The organism is Collinsella aerofaciens (genome assembly GCF_039752985.1).
Lineage (GTDB): Bacteria > Actinomycetota > Coriobacteriia > Coriobacteriales > Coriobacteriaceae > Collinsella > Collinsella aerofaciens_BT.
On sequence record NZ_JBDMHA010000105.1, the window covers coordinates 1 to 3,250 of the forward strand.

Annotated in this window: 3 protein-coding genes; all 3 read left to right on the plus strand. The window is 57.6% G+C overall.

The window, feature by feature from the left end; all coding sequences use genetic code 11:
* The coding region (locus tag ABHR76_RS09665) for a TRAP transporter large permease subunit (protein ID WP_346977564.1) at positions 1 to 751 on the plus strand (751 nt) is incomplete at its 5' end.
* A 9-nt stretch (positions 752 to 760) separates the two neighbouring features.
* Complete coding sequence (locus ABHR76_RS09670; protein WP_118081839.1) at positions 761 to 2,344, plus strand: amidohydrolase; 1,584 nt, start codon at positions 761 to 763, stop codon at positions 2,342 to 2,344.
* A 1-nt stretch (position 2,345) separates the two neighbouring features.
* Positions 2,346 to 3,197: a sugar phosphate isomerase/epimerase family protein gene (locus tag ABHR76_RS09675; protein ID WP_346977567.1), complete on the plus strand. Its 852-nt coding sequence runs from the start codon at positions 2,346 to 2,348 to the stop codon at positions 3,195 to 3,197.
* Positions 3,198 to 3,250: the final 53 nt, after the last annotated feature.

A 3,250-nucleotide genomic window follows, 5' to 3' on the forward strand; every position in this document is an offset into this window, starting at 1 on the left:
GCGCTACGCCATGCGCGTCAAGAAAAACCCCGAGTCGTCCATTGTGTACGAGGACGATAAGCTCAAGCGTATTGAATTTTCCGTGACCGATGCCTCCATCGAGGAAGAGTTCACTATCCGTCAGAAGCTCGTGCTTATCGATTTTGCTTGCGGTATGGGCATTATCGTCTGGGGTCTTGTTACCCAGGGCTGGTACATGAATCAGATTTCCGCCGTGTTCCTTGGCATGGGCTTGCTTGCCGGTATCCTGGGCGGCCTTGACCAGCAGACGATCGCAGAGGAGTTCGTTAAGGGTCTCGCCGACTTTGCGTACGCTGCCGTCGTTATCGGTATCGCTCGCGGTATTCTGGTCATCGCCGAGGGCGGCATGATCATCGACACCATCCTCCAGGCGCTCGCTACTGCACTGGCCGGTGCACCTGCCGCCGTCTACACCACGTTTATGTATATCGTCCTTGGCCTGCTCTCTTTGCTGGTTCCCTCGAGCTCTGGACTTGCGGCGCTCACCATGCCCGTCATGGGTCCGCTGACCGAGCTTATGGGCCTCAATCCCGAAGCCGCCGTTACCGCGCTCCAGTTTGCTAATCAGACCATCAACACCATCAGTCCCGTGGCGGGCATGACGGTTGCCGGTCTTGCCGTGGCAAAGATCTCGTTTGGTCAATGGTGGAAGACCATTTGGAAGTTCTTCATTTTCATGGTCGTCTTTGGCCTGATCGTAACGGCAATCTCTGGCATGCTTCCGGCGTAGGTGGTTGTGATGTCTGATCGTTTGACGGTCCTGACGTCTAAGAGCGTCTTTACCGGTACGGGGGACCTGCCGTTTGAAGGTTTCGTAGCGGTCCGTGGCAATCGAATTGAGGCTGTTGGCACCAAGTGTGAGCTAGCTTCGTATTTGACCCAGGCGGACGAGGTAGTTGACCTGGGCGACCGCACCGTCATGCCTGGCCTGATCGATGTGCATACCTTCTATACAGGCTGGGCGCTGCGGACGTTGGGGCCTGATCTGTCCGGCATCGCTGATGCCAAAGAGGCCGTGTCGCTCTTGCGTGCATGGAAAGAAGATCGTCCGGATTGCGCGGCGGCTTTTGGCCACAACCTACCCGAAACGTTGGCATCGGATGCCGAGAACGCAAATACAGCAGCTGTGTTTGACGAGTGTTTTGGCGATATCCCCGTCGTCTGCTTTACACCGGGCGCGGATACCTGTGTTCTCAATGCTGCCGCCAGTGCGCGATACGGCTTCACACCCCAGGCGTGCTATGCCGAGAAGATCTGGCGCATGATGAGCGATTTCCTCGCGCTGCCCGAGGTGCGTGCAGGGTATTCGGACTACATGAGCATGCTTAACGAACGCGGCGTTACCGCCATCAAGGAGATGGCGTTTGATGACTACTACGGCTTTGCCGACGAAATGGCTCGCCGTGAGGAATCTGGTGAGCTGACGGTTCGCGTCTCTATGATGTCGCAGCCGGTGGGTGCCGGTGCAAATCTTGCATATGCCCGCGAGGCACGAGAGCGCTTCCGGGGACCGTTCGTTCGTTTTTCTGGCTTCAACCGTATGACCGATCGCGGCGTATGGGCGGGGCTTGCCGAGATGATAGAACCCTATGAGGACTCGGCCGATGCGGGCGCTGCCGGCAAGACGGTCGTCGAGGAGCCAGAGTGGGATCTGATTGAGAACGAGCTGCGTGCAATTGATGCTGACGGATTCCGATATTCCTTGCATTGCCAGGGCGATGGCGCCGTTCGTCGCACCGTGGCGCTCTATGCCTCGCTGCCTCGAGACGAGCATGGACGGATGCTTCGCCGCCATGCGATTACCGATCTCGAGAACTCTGACCCGACCGATCTTGTCGAGTTTGGCAAGTTAGGTGGAATTTGCGAGGTCTATCCGCAGATTCTGACGCTGGACCGACGCGAGGATTGCCTGTCGATGATGCGTCGACAAATTGGCGAGACGCGACTTTTGCACAGCTGGAATCGCCGCGGCATGGAAGATTCCGGATGCACAGTGTGCTGTGGAACGGATTTGCCGCTGCTGATTCCGAGCCTGGGCGAGTCAATCTACAGCGCGTGCGGCGGATTCTTCGCCGACGGACTGCCTGTGAATGAGGTCAACACGCTGACGCTTGTCGAGCTCTTGCGCGCTTGGACTGCCGGGGGCGCGTACGATCTGATGCGCGAAGACGAGCTGGGTACGCTCGAGGTCGGCAAGCTTGCCGATATCTGCGTGCTCGATCGGGATGTGTTTGACCTCGATTATCGCGACGCACGCGATCTTGCGGTTGATATGACGATGTCGGACGGACAAATCGTGTTCGATCGAAATAAGGAGGCATAAGATGTCTGAATCCAAACCGACGCTGCGCCGCGAGCAGATTGCGGGCATGAATATCCACTACATCATGTGGTCGCTCGATTACTTCCTTGATGTGCAGCAGCGTTTGGGCTTTGAGTCCATTGAGCTGTGGTGCGCAGAGCCGCATGTGACGCTCGACCATACGGGCTACTTTGAGGCTGAGGTCCTGGCGAAAAAGGCTGCAGACCGTGGGCTTAGGTATCGTACTCTGTGCCCCGAGAACGTTGTCTATCCTTGGCAGTACTGCGCACGCAAGCCGCTGCATGAACAGCGCAGTCTGGCGTACTTTAAACACGGCATTGAGCTTGCCGAGGTACTTGGGTGCGACCGTATGTCCATCAACTCGGGCTGGGGCGACTGGGACGAGGACCGCGAGGAAGCCTGGAAGCGCAGCCGCGAGCACTTGTCCATTCTGGCGGAGTATGCCGGCGAGCACGGTCTGGTGCTCACGATGGAAAGCCTGCGTCCCGAGGAGAGCAACCTTGTGACGACGGTTTCCGATGCGAAGCGCATGATTGACGAGGTCGCGAGCCCGTACTTACAGCCCATGGTTGATACAACCGCGATGGGCGTTGCAGGCGAGACGCTCGAGGACTGGTTTGCCGCCTTTGGTGATGGGGCAATTCACGAGATGCACTTTATCGACGGTGACCCGTATGGCCATCTGGTGTGGGGCGATGGCAAGCACGATATGGACGCCTTCGTCGCCACGCTCAACGCCCATGGTTTCGACGGCATGCTGGGCCAGGAAATCACGGACGGTCGTTACTACGATGATCCGGCGGCGGCAGATGCCAAGAACATGGCCGCATTCGAGAAATATCTGATTAACTAAAACAACTATCGGCCACGCAGCCAACGTCATTGATTGCGGCCAAACAAGAAAGG